This window comes from Pseudomonas sp. JAI120 (assembly GCF_014207255.1).
In the GTDB taxonomy this organism is placed as follows: domain Bacteria; phylum Pseudomonadota; class Gammaproteobacteria; order Pseudomonadales; family Pseudomonadaceae; genus Aquipseudomonas.
Genome location: NZ_JACHCZ010000002.1, coordinates 932,692 through 955,232, shown reverse-complemented (window position 1 = coordinate 955,232; position 22,541 = coordinate 932,692). Strand labels below are relative to the sequence as shown.

The following is a 22,541-nucleotide window of genomic DNA, read 5'->3' as shown; positions in this document are numbered from 1 at the left end:
GCGCCTCTTTGCCTACAGGTATTGCCCCATGTTGCTGCACATTTCCGGCCTGTTCTCTCGCGAGGAAGTGCAGCGCATCCGCCACGCCCTGGAAACCGCCGATTGGGCCGATGGCAAAATCACCGCCGGGCACCAGTCCGCCAAAGCCAAGCACAACCTGCAATTGCCCGAAGGCCACCCACTGGCCAAGGAAATCGGCGCGGCGATGCTCGAAAGGTTGTGGAAAAACCCTCTCTTTATGTCGGCAGCGTTACCGCACAAGGTCTTCCCGCCGCTGCTCAATTGCTACACGGCCGGTGGCAGCTTTGACTTCCATATCGACAATGCCGTGCGCCAGGCCAGGGGCAGCCATGAGCGGGTGCGTACGGACCTGTCGTCCACGCTGTTCTTCAGCGACCCGGACGACTACGACGGCGGCGAACTGGAGATCCAGGACACCTTCGGCCTGCAGCGCGTGAAGTTGCCGGCCGGCGACATGGTGCTATACCCCGGCTCCAGCCTGCACAAAGTCAACGCCGTGACCCGTGGTGCGCGCTATGCCTCGTTTTTCTGGACCCAAAGCCTGGTGCGTGAAGACAGCCAGCGTACGCTGCTGTTCGAGATGGACGGCGCCATCCAGCAACTGACCCGCGATGTACCTGATCACCCGGCCCTGATCCAACTCACCGGCACCTATCACAACCTGTTGCGTCGTTGGGTCGAGGTCTGACATGGGCTTTTTATTGCGCCGCGAAGAAGTGCTCAACGTTGAGCAATTGCAGGGCATGCTCGACGACTCGCCGGTGCGCGCGGCCCAGGCGATTTTGATCGCGGCCAAGGAGGGCGTGGTGGATGCCCAGGCCTTGCTCGGGCAAATCCTGCTGGAAGGCCGCGGTATAGCGCGCGATGAAGCGCTGGCGCTGCGTTGGTTCCAGATTGCGGCGCAGGGTGGGCATTTAATGGCGCGCAATATGGCCGGGCGTTGCCGGGAGCATGGCTGGGGGTGTGCCATCGACGAAACGGCGGCTGCACGGGAATATCGGTTGGCGGCAGACGCGGGATTGGATTGGGGCCAGTACAACTATGCCAATCTGCTGGCGACGGGGCGGGGTGTTGCCGAGAACCCACAGCAAGCGCTGGCCCTGTATCGGCAAGCCGCAGAACAGGGCCATGCCAAGTCGATGAACCTGCTGGGGCGCTATCTGGAAGACGCTCAGGTTTGCCCGAGGGACCTGGAGGCGGCTGTCGAGTGGTATCGACGTTCAGCCGAGGCCGGGGATTTTCGCGGGCAGTTCAGCTATGCGGCGGTGTTGGCCGACAGGGGCCAGGTCGAGGCGGCGTTGGCGTGGTTGCGCAAGGCACTGGCGGGCGGAAATCTCAAGTTCCTGCGAACAGCCCACAAGGCCTTGGCTGCGGCGAGTGATCCGCAGGTTAGAGCGCTGGCCGAGGCCTACCGCCAACGGGCCGTGAGCCTTTCCTGAGGCATAAAAAAACCCATGACATGTCATGGGTTTTTTGTGCGCAGCCGTCTTACACGTAGAACGACTTCAGCGGCGGAAAGCCATTGAACTCAACCGCGCTGTAGCTGGTGGTGTAGGCACCGGTCGAGAGCCAGTACAAACGATCACCGATCGCCAGGTTCAGCGGCAGGCCGTACTTGTAGTTTTCGTACATGATGTCGGCGCTGTCGCAGGTCGGGCCGGCGATGACCACTTCTTCCATCTCGCCTTTCTTCTCGGTCCAGATCGGGAACTTGATGGCTTCGTCCATGGTTTCGATCAGGCCGGAGAACTTGCCCACATCCGTGTACACCCAACGCTCGACGGCAGTACGGGATTTACGTGCAACCAATACCACTTCACTGACCAGGATACCGGCGTTGGCGATCAAGGAGCGGCCTGGCTCGAGGATGATTTCCGGCAGGTCATCGCCGAAGTCTTCCTTGAGGAAACGGATGATCTCTTCGGCGTAGGTTTCCAGGCTGTTGGTGCGGGTGATGTAGTTGGCCGGGAAGCCACCGCCCATGTTGATCAGCTTGAGGTGGATGCCGTCTTCTTCCTTCAGGCGTTCGAAGATCACTTTGACCTTGGCGATTGCCGCGTCCCACACGCTGATGTCGCGTTGCTGCGAGCCAACGTGGAACGAAATGCCGTACGGCACCAGGCCCAGGTCACGAGCGAGGATCAGCAGGTCCATGGCCATGTCGGTCTGGCAGCCGAATTTGCGCGACAGAGGCCAGTCAGCGGTGGTCGAGCCTTCGGTGAGGATACGTACGTACACTTTCGAGCCCGGTGCGGCCTTGGCGATGTTGCGCAGGTCGGCTTCGGAGTCGGTGGAGAACAGGCGCACGCCTTTCTCGTAGAAGTAGCGGATGTCCTTGGATTTCTTGATGGTGTTGCCGTAGCTGATACGGTCGGCGCTGACGCCACGGTCCATGACCTTGTCCAGCTCGTAGATCGAGGCGATGTCGAAGCTCGAACCCTTGTCTTTCAACAGGTCGATGATCTCAACGGCAGGGTTGGCCTTGACCGCGTAATACACCTTGGCGAATTCGAAACCGGCGCGCAGGTCATCGTAGGCCTGGCTGATCATCGCGGTGTCGATCACCACGAACGGGGTTTCTTGCTTGTCGGCGAACGCCTTCATTTTGTCAAAAGTGGCGCGCGCGAAATAATCTTCGACGTTGATCGACATGCTGGGAACTCCTAAGGGCAAACTAAATTGATCAATGGGTGCAAATGAACGTCCTCCGTATCCCCACTTTGGTTCGCCTACTTCCCAAGGCATGTCGCCGAAAGCAAAAAGGCCATGGGAACAACCGCTTCCCTTGGCCTTGCTGTCTCGTCGTCAGTACTTGAGCCGGATGGATCGTTTCCAGCATGGACGTTCGGCGCGAACTTTAGGACGTGAGGGGCCATAGATCAACTAAAAATGTCGCGTTTTTGCACGCGTTCGTCGCGGGACCGCGTGCAGCTACTTATGTAACCGACACGTGTGACGGAATGATGTTCCCCGGATGGGGATAATTGAAGGTATTTCCCTGACAGATCGCGGACCAAATGTGGGAGAGGCTTGCTCCCGATAGCGGTGGATCAGTGACAGATGAAGTGACTGACACACCGCCATCGGGAGCAAGCCCCCTCCCACATAAGATCAGGCCAGGGCGGTCTCGGCAGGGGAGACAATACTGGTCTTGCCCCCACGGGACTTACCGGAGCTCAGGTACTCGGCGATCGATTCCTGGGTCACCTCACCCAGGAACACCCGCTCCGCATCCATTACCGGCAGCCACGAGCGGTTGAACTCGTACATACGCGACAACAGGATGCGCAAATGCTCGTCGTACGCCGCCGTGGCGTTGAACTCACGCAGGTACTGGCCGCAGGTGCCGGTCTGACGGTGCAGGTCGCGACGGCGGACATAGCCGAGTGCCTTGTTCTCGGCGCACGTGACTACCACATAGCGGCGGTCGGTTTCGTCCATCAGCTCCAGGGCCTCGGCCACCGGGGTTTCCGGGCTCACCGACGGGGCGTTGTCGGCCGCATCTTCAGCTTTCACCAGCAGCAGGCGCTTGAGGGTGCTGTCCTGGCCCACAAAGTTGCTGACGAACTCATCCGCCGGATGTGCCAGCAGCGTATCCGGGTGGTCGATCTGCAGCAGCTTGCCGGCGCGGAAGATGGCGATCTTGTCACCCAGCTTGATGGCTTCGTCGATGTCGTGGCTGACCATGATCACGGTCTTGTTCAGCGCGCGTTGCATCTCGAAGAACTCGTTCTGGATCATTTCGCGGTTGATCGGGTCGACCGCGCCGAACGGCTCATCCATCAGCAGCAACGGCGCATCGGCCGCCAGTGCGCGAATCACGCCGATGCGCTGTTGCTGGCCGCCCGACAGTTCACGCGGGTAGCGATGCAGGTACTGCTTGGGTTCCAGCTTGATCATGCTCATCAACTCGCGGGCGCGGTCGTGGCATTTCTGTTTGTCCCAACCCAGCAGCTTGGGCACGACCACGATGTTTTCCTCGATGGTCATGTTCGGGAACAGGCCGATCTGCTGGATCACATAGCCGATGTTGCGACGCAGGGTCACTTCGTCGAGGTCGGTGGTGTCTTCGCCGTTGATCAGGATCTTGCCCGAGGTCGGCTTGATCAGGCGGTTGATCATTTTCAGCGTGGTGCTCTTGCCGCAGCCCGAAGGGCCGAGGAATACGCAAATCTCGCCTTCGTTGACGGTCAGGCTTACGTCGTTCACGGCCGAAACAGTCTTGCCGTTGCTTTGAAAAGTCTTGGTCAGGTTTTGAAGTTCGATCATTTGAGCAGTCCTTTTGGAGTCAGCGAGCGTTGCAGCCATTGCAGAAGCAGGTCGGCGAAGATGGCCAGGAGACTGACCAGCACGGCGCCAACGATCAGCATCGACATGTCGCTGCGGCTGATGGAAGCCAGAATAAGTACACCCAGGCCACCGGCGCCGATGGTGGCGGCGATGGTCATGACGCCAATGTTCATCACCACGGCGGTACGCACACCGGCGAGGATCACCGGCACGGCGATGGGCAGCTCAACCATGCGCAGGCGCTGGCCGAAGGTCATGCCGATGCCTTTGGCGGCCTCGCGAATGCCCGGTTCAACGCCGGTGAGGGCCAGGTAGGTGTTACGCATGATCGGCAGCAGGGAGTAGAGGAACACGGCGGTGATCGCCGGCATCGGCCCCAGGCCCTGGCCAAACTTGGAGTAGAACGGCAGCAGCAGGCCGAACAGCGCGATGGACGGTACGGTCAGCAGCACCGTGGCGCTGGCTTGCAGGGGGGCGGCGAGGGTTGGGAAGCGGGTCATCAGCACGCCGAGGGGCACGCCGACGACAATCGCCAGGATCACCGCGATACCGACCAGGGTGATGTGCTGCCAGGTCAGGTGCAGGACCTGGGCCCAATCAAGATGGGAAAAGGCGTTCAGGAATTCCATGTCTTCTCCTTCTTAGTTGATCGGATGTTGGCGCAGGAAATCGGCGGCAACAGCGGATGGGCTTTCATGCTCGACGTCGACCCGTGCATTCAACTCGCGCATGGTTGCGTCGTTGAACAGTTCGGCCAATGGCTTGAGCTCGGCGGCCAGTTGAGGGTGCTGGTCGAGGTATTGCTGGCGAATCACCGGGGCGGCGGTGTAGTCCGGGAAGTAGTGCTTGTCGTCTTCCAGCAGCTTCAACTTGAACGCGTTCAGGCGACCGTCGGTGGTGTAGACCAGACCGGCAAACACCTGGCCGTTACGCAACGCGGTGTAGACCAGGCCGGCGTCCATCTGCCGGGTGTTTTTACGCGTCAGGTTCATGTCGTACAGCTTGACCATGCCGCCCATGCCGTCGGAACGGTTGGCGAACTCGGTGTCCAGGGCCACCAGGCGCGTGCCTTTGGTTTTCTCGGCAAGGGCTTGGGTCAGGTCGCTGATGGTGTTGATCTGCGGGAATTCCTTGGCCACGTTTTCCGGCAATGCCAGGGCGTAGGTGTTGCTGAATTTCGACGGCGACAGCCAGGCCAGGCCTTTTTTCGCGTCGAGTTCTTTGACCCGGGCGTAGGACTGTTCGCTGTCGAGCTTCTCGTCCACATGGTTGTAGGCCACCAGCGACACGCCGGTGTATTCCCAGATCAGGTCCAGTTGCCCGCTTTCCTGGGCACTGCGCGCCAGGTTGCTGCCCAGGCCGCCGGTCACGCGGGCGTCGTAGCCCTTGGTGCGCAGGTACTGGGAGGTGATTTCGGCCAGCAGGGTCTGTTCGGTGAACACCCGTGCGCCGATGCGAATTACCGGTTTTTCAGCCGCTTGCGCAAAACCTGCAAACAGCAGGACGCAGCTCAATATCAAGGTCAGTCTTTTCATGTGATTTCCTTTGCCAAGCCTTAAGACGGACGCAACCCGCGTTCCAGCCAGAGGCGGCTGGCCATGGTCACCAGACCGTCGAGCAGCAATGCCAGCAGTGCGGTGCATGCGGCACCAAGCAGCAGTTGCGGCTGATTGTTCAGGGCGATGCCGGGGAAAATCAGGCTGCCCAGGCTGTTGGCACCAATCAGGAACGCCAGCGGTGCGGTACCGACGTTGATCGCCAGTGCCACGCGAACGCCACCGATGATGATCGGCACGGCATTCGGCAGTTCGACACGAAACAGCACCTGGCGCGGGGTCATGCCGATGCCGGTGGCGGCTTCTTTCAGCGAGCCCTGAACGTTTTTGAGGCCTTCGTAGGTGTTGCGCACGATGGGCAACAGGGAGGCGAGGAACAGCGCGAAGATGGCCGGGCCGCTGCCGATGCCGAGGACGCCGAGGGCGATGGCCAGTACGGCCAGAGGGGGGACGGTGTTGCCGATGTTGAAGATCTGCATGAAGCGTTCTGCGCGCCCGACCATGTTCGGTCGGCTGAGCAGGATACCGGCGGGGATGCCCACAATCAGGGCCGCCAGCATGGAGACTAGAACAAGGATCAAATGAGCTTGCAGGTAAAACAACAAATCGTCGCGGTACAGTTCGATCGTGTTGATGCCGATCCAGTGGACCAGCAGGGCCAGGAGAGCGACGACAACCACTCCTCCTATCAGCCCTTTGCCATAGCGAATAGCCACAGGCGGACTCCTTTTTTCTTTTGTCGGCGAACACATTTCCGAGCGGCAATGCCATTCCTGGCTGCCTCTGAATGAGTTCGCGAAAAGCAGCTCGCCAATACCGGCAACGCGGTATCAAATCGAGCCATAAGCGCAGCCTCGTCAGGCTAACTTGCTGATTTTTCAGCCCCTGTTCCGAGTGCGATAGCAGGGGAGTGGACGTCTCTACCTTTTAAAAGGTTCCACAGTTGGCAGTATTTAGCCACCCCCAAAGGGGTGAACGGTGGTCCGTCACTCGCGGTTTGCGCTATACTCGCCGCCCTTTTTTGACTCACCTGCCAGGCGATTTCCCATGACCCACCAGGCCGCCGAAGTCGCGAAACGCCGCACTTTCGCCATTATTTCCCACCCCGATGCCGGTAAAACCACCATCACCGAGAAGCTCCTGCTGATGGGCAAGGCGATCGCAGTGGCCGGCACGGTGAAATCCCGCAAATCCGACCGCCATGCCACCTCCGACTGGATGGAAATGGAAAAACAACGGGGTATTTCCATTACCACGTCGGTCATGCAGTTCCCGTATCGCGACCACATGGTCAACCTGCTCGACACCCCGGGCCACGAAGACTTCTCCGAAGACACCTACCGCACCCTGACTGCGGTGGACTCGGCACTGATGGTCCTCGACGGCGGTAAGGGCGTCGAGCCACGTACCATCGCGCTGATGGACGTGTGCCGCCTGCGTGACACGCCGATTGTCAGCTTCATCAACAAACTCGACCGCGACATCCGCGACCCGATCGAATTGTTGGATGAAATCGAAGCCGTCCTGAAGATCAAGGCCGCGCCGATCACCTGGCCGATCGGTTGCTACCGCGACTTCAAGGGTGTGTACCACCTGGCCGACGACTACATCATTGTCTACACCGCCGGCCACGGTCACGAACGCACCGATGTGAAAATCATCGAGAAGCTCGACTCCGACGAAGCCCGCGCCCACCTGGGTGACGAGTACGACCGCTTTGTCGACCAGTTGGAACTGGTGCAGGGCGCCTGCCATGAGTTCAACCAGCAGGAATTCCTCGACGGCCAACTGACCCCGGTGTTCTTCGGGACCGCCCTGGGCAACTTCGGCGTCGACCACGTGCTCGACGCCGTCGTGAACTGGGCGCCGAAGCCTCTGGCCCGCGTTGCCAACGAGCGCACCGTGGAACCGGTGGAAGAGAAATTCACCGGCTTCGTGTTCAAGATCCAGGCGAACATGGACCCCAAGCACCGCGACCGTATTGCCTTCATGCGCATCTGCTCGGGCAAATACGAAAAAGGCATGAAGATGCGCCACGTGCGCACCGGCAAGGACGTGCGCATCGGCGACGCCCTGACGTTCTTCTCCTCCGAGCGTGAACAGCTCGAAGAGGCCTACGCCGGCGACATCATCGGCCTGCACAACCACGGCACCATCCAGATCGGCGACACCTTCACCGAAGGCGAAGCGCTGGGCTTCACCGGTATCCCGCACTTCGCTCCGGAACTGTTCCGCCGCGTGCGCCTGCGTGACCCGCTGAAATCCAAGCAACTGCGCCAAGGCCTGCAGCAACTGGCAGAGGAGGGCGCGACCCAGGTGTTCTTCCCCGAGCGCAGCAACGACATCATCCTCGGCGCCGTCGGCGTGCTGCAGTTCGATGTGGTCGCCAGTCGCTTGAAAGAGGAATACAAGGTCGAGTGCTCCTACGAGCCGATCACCGTGTACTCCGCGCGCTGGATCGAATGCGCCGATAAGAAGAAGCTGGAAGAGTTCTCCAACAAGGCCGTGGAAAACCTCGCGGTCGATGGCGGTGGTCATCTGACCTACCTGGCCCCGACCCGGGTGAACCTGGCGTTGATGGAAGAGCGCTGGCCGGATGTGAAATTCCGCGCGACCCGCGAGCACCACTAAGGTCCGAGCGCCGCAAAACAAAATGTGGGAGGGGGCTTCCCCCCGATAGCAGTGTGTCAGCCAGTACCTTGGGGGCTGACACTACGCTATCGGGGGCAAGCCCCCTCCCACATTTTTGGTCTCCACCAGGCATGGGATTGGCGAGAATCCGGCATCGGGTCTAGCGTTTACCCACCGACTGTAAAGGAGACCACCGTGCGAAATGCTCAACGCGCCATTCCCCTGGTGTTGCTGGCCGTCCTGGGGCTGACGACCCTTCCGGCGCTGGCGGGCGCAGGAGCGCCGCAGTGGAAAGACACCGGCCCGGTCACCAAGAAAAAGCAGAACGAGGTCAACTCCGGCAGTTGGCAACCCCAGGCCCAGCCCGCGCCAAAAGAGGACGCAGAAAACCCCTACAACGAAGGGGAAGACAGCGAAACCTACGACGACGGCGACAGTTAATTGCATCCAAAAGAAAGCCCCTCCCGCCAGGCTGATGCGCAACCTGACGGGAAGGGCTGTAGAACGCTGTATTCACTGCTTACACATTGATCATTCCCACGCTCCGCGTGGGAATGCCGTCACAGGGTTTCAGGCCACGAATTGCTCCGCGTAGTGGCAAGCCACCTGGCGGTTATCCAACGCCCGCAACTGCGGCTCCTCGCTGCTGCAACGCGCCGTCGCATACGGGCAGCGCTTGTGAAAAGCGCAGCCTGGCGGCGGGTTCAGTGGGTTAGGCAACTCACCAACGATTTTGATCTTCGGTTTGTTCGGATCCGGATGAATGGTCGGGGTGGCCGACAGCAGCGCCTGGGTGTACGGGTGCAGGGGGCGGGCGTAGATATCTTCCTTGGGGCCAACTTCCACCGGGCGGCCGAGGTACATCACCATCACGTCATCGGCAACGTGCTGCACCACCGCGAGGTTGTGGGAGATGAACACGTAGGCGGTGTTGAACTCCTGCTGCAGGTCCATGAACAGGTTGAGCACCTGGGCCTGGATCGATACGTCGAGGGCCGAGGTCGGTTCATCCGCCACCAGCACTTTCGGTTGCAGCATCATCGCGCGGGCCAGGGCAATGCGCTGGCGCTGGCCACCGGAGAACATATGCGGGTAGCGCTGATAATGCTCAGGGCGCAGGCCCACTTGCTTCATCATCGCCTGCACTTTCTCGCGACGTTCGGCGGCGGACAGGTTGGTGTTGATCAACAGCGGTTCGCCCAGTTGATCACCGACCTTCTGGCGTGGGTTCAACGAGGCGTAGGGGCTCTGGAACACCATCTGCACGTCTTTGCGCAGTTGCTTGCGCTGGGCCTTGTCGGCGCCGGCGACTTCCTGGCCGGCGATTTTCAGAGAGCCTGAAGACGGCTCTTCAATCAGCGTCAGCGCACGGGCCAGGGTGGATTTGCCGCAACCCGACTCGCCTACAACCGCGAGGGTCTTGCCGGCTTCCAGTTCAAACGACACACCATTAAGCGCGCGTACCAGCGCATGGCCCTTGAACAGGCCACGGGACACTTCGTAGTGACGGGTGAGGTCGCGGGCGGTAAGAACGACGGCCATTACGCCACCTCCTGGTTCAAGGGGTAGAAGCATCGCGCAAGGCTGTTGCTTTTCGGATCAAGGCTGGGTCGCTGGGCACGGCAGGATTCCTGCACATACGGGCAGCGTGGCGACAGCAGGCAACCCTGCGGGCGGTCATAGCGGCCAGGCACGATACCCGGCAGCGTGGCCAGGCGCGTGGCGCCGAGGCTGTGCTCGGGAATCGCCTTGAGCAGCGCTTCGCTGTACGGATGCGCCGGGATGTCGAACAGTTGCGGCACCTGGCCGACTTCCACCGCTTGGCCGGCGTACATCACGCACACACGCTGGGCGGTTTCAGCCACGACCGCGAGGTCGTGGGTGATCAGCACCAGGCCCATGTTCTGCTCTTTCTGAAGGGCCAGCAGCAGTTCCATGATCTGCGCCTGGATGGTCACGTCCAACGCGGTGGTCGGTTCGTCGGCGATCAGCAATTTCGGTTCGCCGGCAATCGCCATGGCGATGGCTACTCGCTGGCTCATACCGCCGGACAGTTGGTGCGGGTAGGCATCCATACGGCTGGCAGCGCCGGGGATCTCGACTTTTTCCAACAACTCGATGGCCCGTTTACGCGCTTGTTTGCCGGACATCTTCAGGTGCAGGCGCAGCACTTCTTCAATCTGGAAACCCACGGTGTAGCTGGGGTTCAGCGCGGTCATCGGGTCCTGGAACACCATCGCCAGGTCTTTGCCGACGATCTGGCGGCGCTGGCGGTTGCTCAGCTTGAGCATGTCCTTGCCGTCGAAGTTCAGGGCGTCGGCGGTGACGATGCCGGGGTGCTCGATCAGGCCCATCAGCGCCATCATGGTCACGGATTTACCCGAGCCCGACTCGCCAACGATGGCAAGGACTTCGCCTTTGTCGACGGAAATATCGAGGCCATCGACCACCGGCACGGCGGTCTTGTCGCCGAAGCGGACGTTGAGATTCTTGATTTCTAACAGTGACATGGGAATCTCCTCAGGCGGCGTTCTTGAGTTTCGGGTCCAGCGCGTCGCGCAGGCCGTCACCCATCAAGTTGATTGCCAGCACGCTGAGCAAAATGGTCAAGCCCGGCAGGCTGACGACCCACCATGCGCGTTCGATGTAGTCGCGAGCCGAAGCCAGCATGGTGCCCCACTCAGGCGTTGGCGGTTGTACGCCCAAGCCGAGGAAGCCCAGCGCGGCGGCATCGAGGATCGCGGAAGAAAAACTCAAGGTGGCCTGAACGATCAGCGGTGCCATGCAGTTAGGCAGCACGGTGATGAACATCAGGCGGGGCAGGCCGGCGCCGGCGAGGCGCGCGGCAGTCACGTAGTCGCGGTTCAGTTCGCCCATCACCGCAGCGCGGGTCAGACGTACATAGGACGGCAGCGAGACGATAGCGATGGCGATCACGGTGTTGATCAGGCCAGGGCCGAGGATCGCGACAATGGCAACCGCCAGCAGCAGCGACGGCAGGGCCAGCATGATGTCCATCAGGCGCATGATGGTCGGGCCAAGCAGGCGCGGGAAGAACCCGGCGAACAGGCCCAGCAGGATGCCCGGGATCAGCGACATCACTACCGACGACAAGCCGATCAGCAACGAGAGGCGCGAGCCCTGGATCAGGCGCGAGAGCAGGTCGCGGCCCAGCTCATCGGTGCCGAGCAGGAACTGGATCTGCCCGCCTTCCAGCCACGACGGCGGGGTCAGCAGGAAATCACGGTATTGCTCGGTGGGGTTATGCGGCGCTACCCAGGGGGCGAAGATCGCGCAGAACACGATCAGCAACATGAACAGCAGGCCGGCAACCGCGCCTTTGTTCTTGGAGAAGGCTTGCCAGAATTCTTTGTACGGCGACGGGTACAGCAGGCTTTGATCGACTGCTGACACTTGAGTAGGTGTGGTCATGGTCATGATCTCAGCGCTGGTGACGGATGCGTGGGTTGGCGAAGCCGTAGAGGATGTCCACCACGAAGTTCACCAGGATCACCAGACAGGCGATCAGCAGGATGCCGTTTTGCACCACCGGGTAGTCCCGCGCGCCAATGGCTTCGATCAGCCATTTGCCGATGCCGGGCCACGAGAAGATGGTTTCGGTCAGGACCGCACCGGCCAGCAGGGTGCCGACTTGCAGGCCGACCACGGTGAGTACCGGGATCAACGCGTTACGCAGGCCGTGCACGAACACCACGCGCGCCGGCGACAGGCCTTTGGCCTTGGCGGTACGGATGTAGTCTTCACGCAGCACTTCGAGCATGGATGAACGGGTCATCCGCGCGATCACTGCCAACGGGATGGTGCCGAGCACGATGGCCGGCAGGATCAGGTGGTGCAGCGCATCCCAGAACGCGTCCGGCTCGTCAGCCAGCAGGGTGTCGATCAGCATGAAGCCGGTGCGCGGCTCAATGTCGTAGAGCAGGTCGATACGCCCGGAAACCGGGGTCCAGCCCAGGCTCACGGAGAAGAACATGATCAGGATCAGGCCCCACCAGAAGATCGGCATCGAATAGCCCGCCAGGGAGATGCCCATCACTCCATGGTCGAACAGGGATCCTCGTTTGAGTGCCGCGATCACCCCGGCCAACAGGCCCAGGATGCCGGCGAACAGCAGGGCGGCCATGGACAGCTCCAGGGTCGCCGGGAAGAGGGCGGTGAACTCGGTCCACACGCTGGTGCGGGTGCGCAGCGATTCGCCAAGGTCGCCCTGGGCGAGCTTGCCGACATAGTCCAGGTATTGCGCATACAGCGGCTTGTTAAGGCCAAGGCGTTCCATTGCCTGTGCGTGCATCTCGGGGTCGACGCGCCGCTCGCCCATCATGACTTCGACAGGGTCGCCAGGGATCATGCGTATCAACGCAAACGTGAGCAACGTGATGCCGAAAAACGTGGGGATCAATAACCCCAGTCGGCGGGCAATAAAACTAAACATCTTGTGGTGTACCTCAATCAGCCGGTTAGGCAGGTTCGGCACCGTCCTGGTGGGCGGTGCCGAGCGTTTCTCTTATTTACTTCACCTGGGTAGTGGCGAAGTTATTGTTCGTCAGAGGACTTTGGGTATAACCCTCGACGTTCTTGCGCATGGCGGTGAACATTTTCGGGTAAGCCATGGGAATCCATGGTTGGTCCTTGTCGAAAACGTCCAGTGCTTGTTCATAGAGTGCGGCGCGTTCAGTGGGTTCAGCGATAGCACGGGCCTTATCGATCAAGTCCTGAAACTCTTTGTTACACCAGCGTGCGTAGTTTTCGCCGTTTTTGGCTGCATCGCAACTCAGGTTCGGCGTGAGGAAGTTATCCGGGTCGCCGTTATCACCGGCCCAGCCGGCAGAAACCATGTCGTGCTCGCCGGCTTTGGCGCGCTTGAGCATCTCGCCCCATTCCATGACCTTGATGTTCACTTTCAGGCCGATTTGCGCCAGATCCGCCTGCATGCGCTGGGCGCCGAGCATTGGGTTAGGGTTGGTCGGACCGCCGCCGTTACGGGTGAACAGGGTGAACTCGGTGCCTTCCGGTACGCCGGCTTCCTTGAGCAGGGCACGGGCCTTGTCCAGGTCGCGCTCAGGGTTTTTCAGCTTGTCGTTGAAGCCCAGCAGGGTCGGTGGATACGGGCCGGTGGCATCAACGGCGTTGCCTTTGCCATACAGGGATTCGTTGTAGCCTTTCTTGTCGAACGCGATGTTGATCGCGTGGCGCACCCGCGCGTCGCTCATGTACTTGTGGGTGGTGTTCAGGGCGGTGTAGGCGGTGGTCATCGCCGCCAGTTCGGCGACCTTCAGGTTCGGGTCTTTCTTGATGCTGGGAAGGTCATCGGGCTTGGGATACAGCGCGATCTGGCATTCGTTGGCCTTGAGCTTCTGCAGGCGCACGTTGTTGTCGACCGCAATGGCCAGGATCAACGGATCCGCCGGAGGCTTGCCACGGAAGTACTCCGGGTTGGCCTTGAAGCGCACCTGAGCATCCTTCTGGTAGCGCGTGAAAATGAACGGGCCGGTGCCGATCGGCTTGCTGTTGAGCTCTTCGGTCTTGCCAGCGGCGAGTAGCTTGTCGGCGTACTCGGCGGAGTGGATGGCGGTAAACGGCATCGCGACATCGGCCAGGAACGGTGCCTCAGGGCGGGTCAGGGTGAAGACCACGGTATGGTCATCGGTCTTCTCCACGCTCTTGAGCAGTTCCTTGAAGCCCATGCTTTCAAAGTACGGGTAGCCCACGGTGGACTTGTTGTGCCATGGGTGTTTTGGGTCCAGCTGGCGCTGGAAGCTCCAGAGCACGTCGTCGGCATTCATGTTGCGCGTGGGTTTGAAGTAGTCGGTGGTGTGGAACTTGACGTCATCGCGCAGATGAAATGTATAGGTCAGGCCGTCGTCACTGATTTCCCAGGAAGTGGCGAGCGCTGGCACGATCTCGGTGGTGCCGGGCTTGAAGTCCACCAAACGGTTGAACATGGTTTCAGCGGCGGCATCGGCGGTGACGGCGGTGGTGTACAGGACCGGATCGAAGCCTTCCGGACTGGCTTCGGTGCAGACCACCAGGGGTTTGGCCGATACGCCGATAGCGACGCTTAACAGCGCAGCGGCAACGGCAGCTTGTAGCGGGAGCATTTTCATTCAGAGCCCTCTGCAATCGATGGGACCAGACAAGCGTAGACGGCGGGCTCGTCCTGAGCCCGCCGTCTACCTGGCGCTAATTAAAGAATGTTGAACGGGATGGTGGTGACCAGACGGAACTCTTTGATGTTGCCGTCAGGCTGTTCTGCGCTGGCGCGGTGAGTCACGTAGGTGCCACGGATAGTGGTTGCCTTGAGTGGGCCGCTCTGAATCGCGTAGGAGGTGCCAACGCCGTATTCCTGGTGCTTCTCGCCGTCCATCAGACGCAGGTCGCTGCGGGACCTGCCAGCGGTGCCATAAGCCGTGCCGGTGTAGTGGGTACCGTCGATGCCCCAGCCGCGTGCCGAGTAGACGTTGAACTTCAGGCCTGGCACGCCGTATTCGGCCATGTTGATGCCGTAGGCGACCTGGAAGGACTTCTCGTTCGGGGCGTTGAAGTCGGACGTCAGGGAGTTGGCCAGGTAGATGCCGTTGGTTTCGTGCAGGTAGTCGAAGTACTCGTTACCGTTAACTTCCTGGTACGAGAAGGTCAGGCTGTGAGCCTGGTGGGTCAGCCCCAGGGACAACGAGTAAGTGTCGTTGTCGATGTTGCCCATCTTCTTGCTGCCGGTGTCGGTGGTTTTGTAGTAGTTCAGGCCGGTGGTCAGTGCCAGGGTCTGTGCATCACCCAATTCGTGGGTGGCACCGAAGTAGTACTGGTTCCAGAAGTCTTCGACGTTAGCGGCGAAAACGCTGGTCTTGAGGCTCTTGAACGGCTGGTAGTTGAAGCCCAGGGTTTTGACCTTGTCGGTCTCTTGGCCGTTGCCGTACTCGGATACGAATTTGGTCAGGCTCTGCTCGGTACGCGGCGAAACGCGATCGAAAATACCGCCTTGGAACGACAGGTTGCTCAGCTCTTCGCTGTTGAAGCTCACACCTTCGAAGCTCGACGGCAGGGCACGGTTGCCGATGGTGTCGACGATGCCGCTGCTGAAGTTCTGGCGACCGGCGGTCAAGGTGGTGTTGGACACGCGGAACTTGACGTTAGCCAGGCCCAGCTTGCTCCATTGGCCTACTGCATCACCGTCGGAGTCAGCCAGGGTACGGTTGGATCCGCCCTTGATATCTCGCTTGCTGCGGTCCAGGACCACGGCGTTGTAAGCCGCGACTTCGGTCGCCACACCTACGGTGCCTTGGGTGAAGCCCGAGGAGTAGTTGAGGATGGTGCCTTGTACCCAGTTGGTGCGGTTTGCGTCGGTGCGCGTCTGATTGTGTTTCTCGTAGGAGAAACGCTGGCCACGGAATCTCTTCTCGGTGGAGTACCAGTTACGGGTAGTACCGCCCAGGCTTTGACCGTCGATAAAGCCTTTGGCCTCGCTTTGAGCGCTGGTGCCGGCCAACGTGGTAGGAACGAAGTCCTGGCTTTGGGTTTCAGCGTAGGCGGTTGCCGTGATGGTGCTGATGGCCAGGGCCAGAAGCGCTTTGCTGCTCAGTTTCATGGGTTGAAGCTCCTTTGGTTCTCTTTTTAATGCCGGTCTTTTTTGGTGATCCGGCTATTGGGTGTGTAACTCGATCAAGCTGGTGCAAACGTTTGCTGTAGGAAAAATCCCAACAAAAGGCTGCGCGTTTGCGAGAGAGCCAACTTCGCTCCCTGCAATCCGGTTATTTTCTTATGGGGTAATACTGACGCCCGAGAACACGTTGCGGCCGAAGGGGCTTACTTTGAATCCTTCGACTTTGACGCTTAACGGCTGATTGACCGTCGAGTGGGCTACGGGCGTGATCGGCACCTGCTGCTTGAGCAGTTGCTGCGCCTGTTTGTACAGAACAGTCCTTTGTTCTCGGTCGGTGACGACCTTGGCTTGCTTGATCAGCTTGTCGTACGCCGGGTCACACCACATTGAGTAGTTGTTCCCACCGATGGCGTCGCAGCTGTAGAGGGTGCCCAGCCAGTTGTCCGGGTCACCGTTGTCGCCGGTCCAGCCGATCAGGCTGACATCGTGCTCACCGTTCTTGGTGCGCTTGATGTATTCGCCCCACTCGTAGCTGACGATCTTGACCTTCAGTCCGATCTTGGCCCAGTCGCTTTGCAGCATCTCGGCCATCAGCTTGGCGTTGGGGTTGTACGGCCGTTGCACCGGCATCGCCCACAGGGTGATCTCGGTACCTTCCTTCACGCCGGCGGCCTTGAGCAGTTCCTTGGCTTTTTCCGGGTTGTAGGCGGCGTCCTTGATGCTGTCGTCGTAGGACCATTGGGTCGGTGGCATGGCATTGACTGCCAACTGCCCCGCGCCCTGGTACACGGCATTCAAGATGCTCTGCTTGTTCACCGCCATGTCCAGCGCCTGGCGCACTTCGAGCTGGTCGAACGGCTTGTGGCGCACGTTGTAGGCGATGTAGCCCAAGTTGAAACCCGGCTTGGTCAGCAGTTGCAGGTTCGGGTCGGCCTTGAGCGCGTCGACGTCGGCCGGGCGGGGATGCAGGGTGACCTGGCATTCGCCGGCCTTGAGCTTTTGCACGCGCACCGAGGCGTCGGTGTTGATGGCAAAAATCAGCTGGTCCAGCTTGACCTTGCTCGGGTCCCAGTACTGTTTGTTACCCACATAGCGGATCTGCGAGTCTTTCTGGTAGCGCTGGAAGACAAAGGGGCCAGTGCCGATCGGCTTCTGGTTGATGTCGCTGGGCTTGCCTTCCTTGAGCAACTGCTCGGCGTATTCGGCCGACAGGATGGCGGCAAAGCTCATGGCGATGTTCTGCACGAACGCAGCGTCGACCGAGTTGAGCGTCATCACCACGGTGTGCGGATCGGTTTTTTCGACCTTGGCGATGTTCTTGTTCAGGCTCATCCCGTTGAAATACGGAAACTCGGTGGGGTAGGCCTTGCGAAACGGGTGGTCGGGGTCAAGCATGCGGTTGAAGGTGAACAGCACGTCGTCGGCGTTGAAGTCCCGCGTCGGCTTGAATTCCTTGTTGCTGTGGAATTTCACCCCTTCACGCAGGTGAAAGGTGTAGGTCAGGCCGTCTTCGGAAATATCCCACTTGGTCGCCAGTCCAGGTACGACGTTGGTCGCGCCCTTTTCAAACTCAACCAGGCGGTTGTACAGCGGCTCGGCCACATCGTTATCGGTGGCGGTGGTGTATTGCGCGGTGTCGAACCCCGCCGGGCTGCCTTCGGAGCAGAACACCAGGCTCTTCTTGTCGGCCGCCTGGCCCATCGTGGCTATGGCCAGCAGGCTGGAGCCAAAAATTGCGGATAGAACGGTGGTATGGCGCATGACGATCCCGATCCTTGTTTGTAGTTGTCATCAGCAAGCAATCACCCGGGCGTACGGCCAGGGTGACATTACTGATCCCACACACAGCAAGTGCCTTTTCCAGGTTGGAGCCTCTGCTGTCCTACGACGGTATGGGTCGCGGACTTCGCAGTAAATGCGCCAAATCGGACTGACCTTGTAGGCAAAAGAGCTGCTTGTCGCAGTTCGCAGCTGTAGGACGCGGCGATTGCTAGCGTGGTCTATTTCCTACGGTCCAGGCGGATGCAATAACGGCGACGTTATGAAGCGCCACCGTCATTGGTCCTTACTTGCCGCTTACGCTCACGCCATAGAAGGAGTTCAGGCCAAACGGGCTGATCTTGAAGTCCTGTACGGTGTTGCGCATGGGTTGATACACCGTCGAGTGCGCGATAGGTGTCATCGGGACTGCATCTTTGAGGATATGTTGCGCCTGCTTATACAGCTCGGTGCGTTTGGCGACGTCCGACGTAGCCTTGGCTTCTTTCACGACGCCGTCGAATTTCTTGTCGCACCACTTGGAGAAGTTGTTGCCGGCCAGGGAGTCGCAGCCGAACAGCACGTTCAGCCAGTTGTCCGGGTCACCGTTGTCGCCGCTCCAGCCAATGATCATGGCCTGGTTCTCGCCGCCTTTAGAGCGCTTGATGTACTCGCCCCACTCGTAGCTGGTGATCTTGACCTTCAGGCCGATCTTGGACCAGTCGTTTTGCAGCATTTCAGCCATCAGCTTGGCGTTCGGGTTGTACGGACGCTGAACGGGCATCGCCCACAGAACGATCTCGGTACCTTCCTTGACACCCGCTTCCTTGAGCAGCGCCTTGGCTTTCTCGGGATCGTACTTGGCGTCCTTGATGGTGTTGTCGTAGGACCATTGGGTTGGCGGCATGGCGTTGACCGCCAGTTGACCTGCGCCCTGGTAGACGGAGTCGATGATCTGCTGCTTGTTCACCGACATGTCCAGCGCCTGGCGTACGCGCAGGTCAGCCAGTGGGTTTGGCTGGTCGCTGCCCTTGATCTTGTCCATGACGTTGTAGGCGACATAGCCCAGGTTGAAACCGGCCTGGTGCGGCAGTTTCAGGTCCTTGTCTTCACCCAGCGCCTTGAGGTCGGCCGGACGTGGGAACAGGGTGATCTGGCACTCGTTTTTCTTCAGCTTCTGGATACGCACCGACGGGTCGGTGGTGATGGCGAAGATCAGGTTATCGATCTTCACGTCTTCAGGTTTCCAGTAGTCCTTGTTGCCGGTGTAGCGAATGTTCGAGTCTTTCTGGTAGCTCTTGAATACGAACGGGCCAGTACCGACCGGTTTCTGGTTGATGTCCGCAGGTTTGCCTTCCTTCAACAGTTGGGCTGCGTATTCAGCCGATTGGATGGAAGCGAAGCTCATTGCCAGGTTCTGGATGAAAGCGGCGTCCACGGTGCCAAGGGTGAACTTGACGGTGTGGGCATCGACCTTCTCGATGTTCTTGATGTTGGTGTCCATCCCCATGTCCGTGAAGTACGGGAACTCAGTGGGGTAAGCCTTACGGAATGGATCGTCTTTATTGATCATCCGGTTGAAGGTGAACAGTACGTCGTCAGCCGAGAACTCACGGGTGGGCTTGAAGTACGGGGTGGTATGGAACTTGACGCCTTCGCGCAGGTGGAAGGTGTAGGTCAGGCCATCCGGGGACACGTCCCAGCTGGTGGCAAGGCCAGGAACAACGGCGGTGCCGCCTCGTTCGAACTGGCTCAGACGGTTGAACATGGTTTCGGCCGAGGCATCGAAGTCTGTTCCGGTGGTGTACTGGCCTGGGTCAAAACCGGCCGGGCTCCCTTCGGAGCAGAACACCAGGTTAGTCGCCGCTTGGGCGAAAGGGGCCGCGGCCATAAGGCCAGCGCTCACTAATAACGGAAGGACTGCGTGTTTAAGCATGTTGGCCTCATGATTTGTTGTCATTTTTGGTGGTGAGGGCGACCTCGTGAGTCGGCCTGCGGATACTTATGCAGGCGCCATACCCATTGCAAGATGCTGAACCGTTGGAAGGTAGAAAGAGTGGTACGAACGTACAGGAATGTCGCAATTATGAAAGTTTTGACATATTTGAGCATATTTATAGGTTTTTTTCGGTGCATGGCGCGCACCACGAAGGGTCAACCGAGGCGTCTGGCGCACTCGGTTGGGGCATTGCTGTTACTTATCTAGACTCACGCCGTAGAACGGTGTCAGCCCGAAGGGGCTGATCTTGAAGTCCTTCACTTCCCTGCGCAGCGGTTGGAAAACCGTCGAGTTTGCAATAGGCGTTATAGGTACTTGTTCCTTAAGGATTTTCTGTGCCTGTTGATACCACTTGATGCGCTGTTCACGGTCACTGCTGACTTTGGCCTGCTGCACCAGCTTGTCATAGGCGGGGTTACACCATTTGGCGTAGTTGCTGCCCTTGACCGCAGCACAACTGTAGAGCACACCGAGCCAGTTATCCGGGTCGCCGTTGTCGCCGGTCCAGCCATAAATCATCGCATCGTGCTCGCCATTTTTGGCGCGCTTGATGTATTCGCCCCACTCATAGCTGACGATATTGGCCTTGATGCCGACTTTCTCCCAATCCTGCTGGATCATTTGTGCCGACATGCGTGCATTCGGATTGGAGGCGCGTTGCACGGTCATCGCCCACAGGTTGATGGTGGTACCTGGTGCAACCCCTGCTTCTTTTAGTAGCGCGCGGGCCTTGGTCGGATCGTGCGGGGCATCCTTGATGGACGGGTCATAAGACCACTGCGCCGGTGGCAGTGCGTTCTGCGCCAATTGTCCGGCGCTCTGGTACACGGCCTTGATGATCGCCGGCTTGTCGATGGCCATGTCCAGGGCCTGGCGGACCTTGAGTTGATCCAGCGGTGGATGGGTCACGTTGTAGGCCAGAAAGCCCAGGTTGAAACCGGCTTGCTGCAGCACGCGCAGGTTGGGGTCCTGCTTCATCACCTCGATGTCCGACGGGCGCGGGTAGCCGCTGACCTGGCATTCGCCGGCCTTGAGCTTTTGCAGGCGCGAGGCGGCGTCCGGGGTGATGGCGAACACCAGGTTGTCGAGCTTCACATCCTCGGGTTTCCAATACTGTTTATTTGCCACGTAGCGGATCTGCGAGTCCTTCTGGTAACGCTTGAACACGAACGGCCCGGTGCCCACCGGTTTCTGGTTGATGTCTTCGGCCTTGCCTTCCTTCAATAGCTGGGCGGCGTACTCGGCCGATTGCACGGAGGCGAAACTCATGGCCAGGTTCTGCACGAACGAGGCATCGACGTTGTTCAGGTTGAAACGCACGGTGTGCTCGTCGAGTTTGTCGACGCTCTTGATCGTGGTGTTCAGGCCCATGTCGGTGAAGTACGGCGATTCGGAAGGGTAGGCCTTGCGGAACGGGCTCTCGGCATCCAGCAGGCGATTGAAGGTAAACAGCACGTCATCCGCGTTGAAATCGCGGGTGGGTTTGAAGAAGTCAGTGGTGTGGAACTTGACGCCATCGCGCAGGTGGAAGGTGTAGGTCAGGCCGTCTTTGGACACCTCCCAGCGGGTGGCCAGGCCTGGTTCCACTTCGGTGCCGCCACGCTTGAACTGGGTCAAGCGGTTGAACACGGTTTCGGCGGACGCATCGAAGTCGGTGCCGCTGGTGTACTGGCTGGGGTCGAAACCGGCGGGGCTGGCTTCGGAGCAGTAGACCAGGGTGCTGGCTGCGTGGGCCATCGGCATAAAGGCCAGCAGGCCGGCGGTAAAGAGGAGTGGTTTGAAGGTGGTTCTTTCCATGGAGACCCCTAAAAGTGGCAGGCATATAAAAGCTGCCCAAACAAAAACGGCGGTCACCGAGGTTACCGCCGTTCAGGTTTGTCGGGTAGGGGTTACGGCATCTGCACTTCGATCACCCCATCGGCGCTCATGCTGACCTGGCTGGTACCTGCCTCCACTTCCGGCGTCGGTGCTGAATCCATCATGGCCGCCTTCATCATCATTCCGCCACGGGCATAAGGTTGTGGGTAGCCATTGGTGTTGAAGTTCAAGTTGACGATCTTGTAGCCCTTGCCGCCTAACGCATCGGTGGCCAGTTGCGCGCGTGCTTTAAAGGCGGCAACCGCGTCCTTGAGCAGGGCGTCTTCGCTGGTCTTGCGCGTGGTGTCGGCGATGGCGAAGTCCATGTTTTCCATTTTCAGGGTGTTGAGCAACTCGCCGGTGAGTTTGGACAGCGCCGGGAAGTCCGCGCTTTCCAGGCGCAGTTCGGCGCGCTCGCGCCAGCCGGTGATCTTCTGGTTCTTGTTGTCGTAGATCGGGTAGCTGTTACGGCTGCCCTGGCGCAGGGTCACGCCTTGGACTTCGCGCGCCTGGCCCAGGGCCTTGTTCATGGTGGTGGTGATTTCGGCCGCGAGCTTGGCCGGGTCGGGGTTCTGGGACTCGGTGTAGAGGGTGACGATCATCTTGTCGCGGGCCACTTCCTGGCTGACCTCGGCGCGCAGGGATATCTGGTTGTAATTCAGTGCATCGGCGGCCAGTGCCGGAAGGCTGGCCAGGGCGCTGGCACTGAGGGTGAGAACAACTGCACTGCGAGTGAAACGAGACATGGAAGCTCCTTAGGGTGTTCGTATCGGTATGACTGTAGACGGTGGTATCGGGTTCTTCGGGTTTA

At 59.8% G+C, this 22,541-nt stretch carries 19 protein-coding genes; 4 read left to right on the top strand and 15 right to left on the bottom strand.

Going from position 1 to position 22,541, the window contains the following annotated elements; genetic code table 11:
- The first annotated feature begins 28 nt into the window (after nucleotides 1-28).
- Together HDC32_RS16235 and HDC32_RS16230 are read left to right on the top strand one after the other, a co-directional pair.
- Nucleotides 29-709 (top strand): Fe2+-dependent dioxygenase, encoded by a 681-nt coding sequence (locus HDC32_RS16235; protein WP_184744669.1) that lies wholly within the window; start codon nucleotides 29-31, stop codon nucleotides 707-709.
- 1 nt (nucleotide 710) lies between these two features.
- A complete protein-coding gene (locus tag HDC32_RS16230; RefSeq protein ID WP_131698466.1) occupies nucleotides 711-1,460 on the top strand; it encodes a tetratricopeptide repeat protein in 750 nt (249 codons plus the stop codon).
- Nucleotides 1,461-1,509: 49 nt separating this feature from the next.
- Here the strand turns inward: HDC32_RS16230 and HDC32_RS16225 are convergent, their stop codons facing one another.
- The 5 genes from HDC32_RS16225 to HDC32_RS16205 form a co-directional block, all read right to left on the bottom strand.
- Nucleotides 1,510-2,673, bottom strand: coding sequence for a type III PLP-dependent enzyme (locus tag HDC32_RS16225; protein WP_014716890.1), 1,164 nt, complete (start codon nucleotides 2,671-2,673; stop codon nucleotides 1,510-1,512).
- Between the two features lie 459 nt (nucleotides 2,674-3,132).
- Nucleotides 3,133-4,290 carry a betaine/proline/choline family ABC transporter ATP-binding protein gene (locus HDC32_RS16220; protein WP_053131666.1) on the bottom strand — a complete coding sequence of 386 codons (1,158 nt, stop codon included), beginning with the start codon at nucleotides 4,288-4,290 and terminating at the stop codon, nucleotides 3,133-3,135.
- Nucleotides 4,287-4,940, bottom strand: a complete 654-nt coding sequence (locus HDC32_RS16215) for an ABC transporter permease (protein WP_131698465.1) — start codon at nucleotides 4,938-4,940, stop codon at nucleotides 4,287-4,289. Before HDC32_RS16215 ends, HDC32_RS16220 begins: the two co-directional genes overlap by 4 nt.
- A 12-nt stretch (nucleotides 4,941-4,952) precedes the next feature.
- On the bottom strand, nucleotides 4,953-5,846 hold the full coding sequence (locus tag HDC32_RS16210; RefSeq protein ID WP_131698464.1) for a glycine betaine ABC transporter substrate-binding protein: 894 nt from the start codon (nucleotides 5,844-5,846) through the stop codon (nucleotides 4,953-4,955).
- A gap of 20 nt (nucleotides 5,847-5,866) precedes the next feature.
- Entirely contained in the window at nucleotides 5,867-6,619 is a 753-nt protein-coding gene (locus tag HDC32_RS16205) for an ABC transporter permease (RefSeq protein WP_242460935.1), read from the bottom strand.
- Between the two features lie 295 nt (nucleotides 6,620-6,914).
- Here HDC32_RS16205 and HDC32_RS16200 point away from each other — a divergent pair, with 295 nt between their 5' ends.
- Both HDC32_RS16200 and HDC32_RS16195 read left to right on the top strand, forming a co-directional pair.
- Nucleotides 6,915-8,498 (top strand): peptide chain release factor 3, encoded by a 1,584-nt coding sequence (locus HDC32_RS16200; RefSeq protein WP_131698463.1) that lies wholly within the window; start codon nucleotides 6,915-6,917, stop codon nucleotides 8,496-8,498.
- Between the two features lie 195 nt (nucleotides 8,499-8,693).
- Entirely contained in the window at nucleotides 8,694-8,939 is a 246-nt protein-coding gene (locus HDC32_RS16195; RefSeq protein WP_131698462.1) for a hypothetical protein, read from the top strand.
- Between the two features lie 129 nt (nucleotides 8,940-9,068).
- Here HDC32_RS16195 and HDC32_RS16190 read toward each other — a convergent pair whose 3' ends face one another.
- The 10 genes from HDC32_RS16190 to HDC32_RS16145 form a co-directional block, all read right to left on the bottom strand.
- On the bottom strand, nucleotides 9,069-10,040 hold the full coding sequence (locus HDC32_RS16190; protein WP_017138288.1) for a peptide ABC transporter ATP-binding protein: 972 nt from the start codon (nucleotides 10,038-10,040) through the stop codon (nucleotides 9,069-9,071).
- Nucleotides 10,040-11,008 (bottom strand): ABC transporter ATP-binding protein, encoded by a 969-nt coding sequence (locus tag HDC32_RS16185; RefSeq protein WP_131698461.1) that lies wholly within the window; start codon nucleotides 11,006-11,008, stop codon nucleotides 10,040-10,042. The genes HDC32_RS16190 and HDC32_RS16185 overlap by 1 nt, the downstream gene beginning before the upstream one ends.
- Nucleotides 11,009-11,018: 10 nt before the next feature.
- Nucleotides 11,019-11,930 carry an ABC transporter permease subunit gene (locus HDC32_RS16180; RefSeq protein WP_131698460.1) on the bottom strand — a complete coding sequence of 304 codons (912 nt, stop codon included), beginning with the start codon at nucleotides 11,928-11,930 and terminating at the stop codon, nucleotides 11,019-11,021.
- Nucleotides 11,931-11,940: 10 nt separating this feature from the next.
- Nucleotides 11,941-12,951, bottom strand: coding sequence for an ABC transporter permease subunit (locus HDC32_RS16175; protein WP_003171721.1), 1,011 nt, complete (start codon nucleotides 12,949-12,951; stop codon nucleotides 11,941-11,943).
- 76 nt (nucleotides 12,952-13,027) lie between these two features.
- Entirely contained in the window at nucleotides 13,028-14,623 is a 1,596-nt protein-coding gene (locus tag HDC32_RS16170) for an ABC transporter substrate-binding protein (RefSeq protein ID WP_184744667.1), read from the bottom strand.
- An 80-nt stretch (nucleotides 14,624-14,703) separates the two neighbouring features.
- A complete protein-coding gene (locus tag HDC32_RS16165) occupies nucleotides 14,704-16,101 on the bottom strand; it encodes an OprD family outer membrane porin (RefSeq protein ID WP_184744665.1) in 1,398 nt (465 codons plus the stop codon).
- Between the two features lie 171 nt (nucleotides 16,102-16,272).
- Nucleotides 16,273-17,877: an ABC transporter substrate-binding protein gene (locus tag HDC32_RS16160; RefSeq protein ID WP_131698457.1), complete on the bottom strand. Its 1,605-nt coding sequence runs from the start codon at nucleotides 17,875-17,877 to the stop codon at nucleotides 16,273-16,275.
- Between the two features lie 304 nt (nucleotides 17,878-18,181).
- A complete protein-coding gene (locus HDC32_RS16155) occupies nucleotides 18,182-19,810 on the bottom strand; it encodes an ABC transporter substrate-binding protein (RefSeq protein WP_131698456.1) in 1,629 nt (542 codons plus the stop codon).
- Nucleotides 19,811-20,068: 258 nt separating this feature from the next.
- Nucleotides 20,069-21,670, bottom strand: a complete 1,602-nt coding sequence (locus tag HDC32_RS16150) for an ABC transporter substrate-binding protein (protein WP_131698455.1) — start codon at nucleotides 21,668-21,670, stop codon at nucleotides 20,069-20,071.
- 92 nt (nucleotides 21,671-21,762) lie between these two features.
- On the bottom strand, nucleotides 21,763-22,476 hold the full coding sequence (locus HDC32_RS16145; RefSeq protein ID WP_145335359.1) for an SIMPL domain-containing protein: 714 nt from the start codon (nucleotides 22,474-22,476) through the stop codon (nucleotides 21,763-21,765).
- Between the last annotated feature and the right edge of the window lie 65 nt (nucleotides 22,477-22,541).

What these genes read in the sequence shown, in the direction of transcription:
- HDC32_RS16235 (WP_184744669.1), top strand. Translation starts at nt 29, where the DNA reads ATGTTGCTGCACATTTCCGGCCTGTTCTCTCGCGAGGAAGTGCAGCGC.
- HDC32_RS16230 (WP_131698466.1), top strand. Translation starts at nt 711, where the DNA reads ATGGGCTTTTTATTGCGCCGCGAAGAAGTGCTCAACGTTGAGCAATTG.
- HDC32_RS16225 (WP_014716890.1), bottom strand. Translation starts at nt 2,673, where the DNA reads ATGTCGATCAACGTCGAAGATTATTTCGCGCGCGCCACTTTTGACAAA.
- HDC32_RS16220 (WP_053131666.1), bottom strand. Translation starts at nt 4,290, where the DNA reads ATGATCGAACTTCAAAACCTGACCAAGACTTTTCAAAGCAACGGCAAG.
- HDC32_RS16215 (WP_131698465.1), bottom strand. Translation starts at nt 4,940, where the DNA reads ATGGAATTCCTGAACGCCTTTTCCCATCTTGATTGGGCCCAGGTCCTG.
- HDC32_RS16210 (WP_131698464.1), bottom strand. Translation starts at nt 5,846, where the DNA reads ATGAAAAGACTGACCTTGATATTGAGCTGCGTCCTGCTGTTTGCAGGT.
- HDC32_RS16205 (WP_242460935.1), bottom strand. Translation starts at nt 6,619, where the DNA reads ATGTGTTCGCCGACAAAAGAAAAAAGGAGTCCGCCTGTGGCTATTCGC.
- HDC32_RS16200 (WP_131698463.1), top strand. Translation starts at nt 6,915, where the DNA reads ATGACCCACCAGGCCGCCGAAGTCGCGAAACGCCGCACTTTCGCCATT.
- HDC32_RS16190 (WP_017138288.1), bottom strand. Translation starts at nt 10,040, where the DNA reads ATGGCCGTCGTTCTTACCGCCCGCGACCTCACCCGTCACTACGAAGTG.
- HDC32_RS16185 (WP_131698461.1), bottom strand. Translation starts at nt 11,008, where the DNA reads ATGTCACTGTTAGAAATCAAGAATCTCAACGTCCGCTTCGGCGACAAG.
- HDC32_RS16180 (WP_131698460.1), bottom strand. Translation starts at nt 11,930, where the DNA reads ATGACCACACCTACTCAAGTGTCAGCAGTCGATCAAAGCCTGCTGTAC.
- HDC32_RS16175 (WP_003171721.1), bottom strand. Translation starts at nt 12,951, where the DNA reads ATGTTTAGTTTTATTGCCCGCCGACTGGGGTTATTGATCCCCACGTTT.
- HDC32_RS16170 (WP_184744667.1), bottom strand. Translation starts at nt 14,623, where the DNA reads ATGAAAATGCTCCCGCTACAAGCTGCCGTTGCCGCTGCGCTGTTAAGC.
- HDC32_RS16165 (WP_184744665.1), bottom strand. Translation starts at nt 16,101, where the DNA reads ATGAAACTGAGCAGCAAAGCGCTTCTGGCCCTGGCCATCAGCACCATC.
- HDC32_RS16160 (WP_131698457.1), bottom strand. Translation starts at nt 17,877, where the DNA reads ATGCGCCATACCACCGTTCTATCCGCAATTTTTGGCTCCAGCCTGCTG.
- HDC32_RS16155 (WP_131698456.1), bottom strand. Translation starts at nt 19,810, where the DNA reads ATGCTTAAACACGCAGTCCTTCCGTTATTAGTGAGCGCTGGCCTTATG.
- HDC32_RS16150 (WP_131698455.1), bottom strand. Translation starts at nt 21,670, where the DNA reads ATGGAAAGAACCACCTTCAAACCACTCCTCTTTACCGCCGGCCTGCTG.
- HDC32_RS16145 (WP_145335359.1), bottom strand. Translation starts at nt 22,476, where the DNA reads ATGTCTCGTTTCACTCGCAGTGCAGTTGTTCTCACCCTCAGTGCCAGC.